The sequence below is a fragment of the Pseudomonas sp. P4_C3 genome (assembly GCF_056402075.1).
The window spans coordinates 1-591 of record NZ_JBFUIC010000791.1 but is presented as its reverse complement, the minus strand read 5'-3'; the positions used below and the strand labels follow the sequence as shown (position 1 = coordinate 591).

Below are 591 nucleotides of genomic sequence, written 5' to 3'. Positions count from 1 at the left end.
CAGCCAGACAAACGAATACGGGGTGTCGCTGTTCGGAGTGATGATGGCCGTGTCTTGGTAGGTGAAGACGCGAGGCTCGTTCTTGATCTGGTTGAACGGCGCCTTGTATTGCGGGCCGCCCTTGTCCACAGCATATTCGTTCATCACGGCGTAGTTCATGACCAGCGGTAAGCCGTAGATAAAGCCTTCCTCGGCGATCGCCTTGGTCTGCTCGAGACTCGGCGCGGGTTGATGGAGGAAGGCGGACAGCGGCTGGACCTTGTAGCCCGCTTGCACCTTCTCGACATTCGGCATGTCCTTGGCATTGTAGAGCTGAGTCCGAATGGCGCTCACGGCGAAGGGAGTGGTCGAGGTGAAGACTTTTTTGATACCGGGAGGGGGCGCGCCTTTCCAATCGGGACCGACCACCATGTATTGGCCTGGCTCGTTGCCGGTGGTACGGCTGCCGATGTAACCATAGTTGTAAGTGTTGCCGTCGATCATCTGCACCGAGTAGTAACGCCGCTTGTCCACTGCCGGCACCGAGATCACCATCGGCTCCGCGCGCAGGTCCAGCCAGACAAACGAATACGGGGTGTCGCTGTTCGGAGT

At 58.7% G+C, this 591-nt stretch carries 1 protein-coding gene; it reads right to left on the bottom strand.

Going from position 1 to position 591, the window contains the following annotated elements:
* Nucleotides 1-591 (bottom strand): DUF1254 domain-containing protein (locus AC1DVH_RS32475; RefSeq protein WP_477757221.1); only part of this gene is annotated, 591 nt, incomplete at both ends.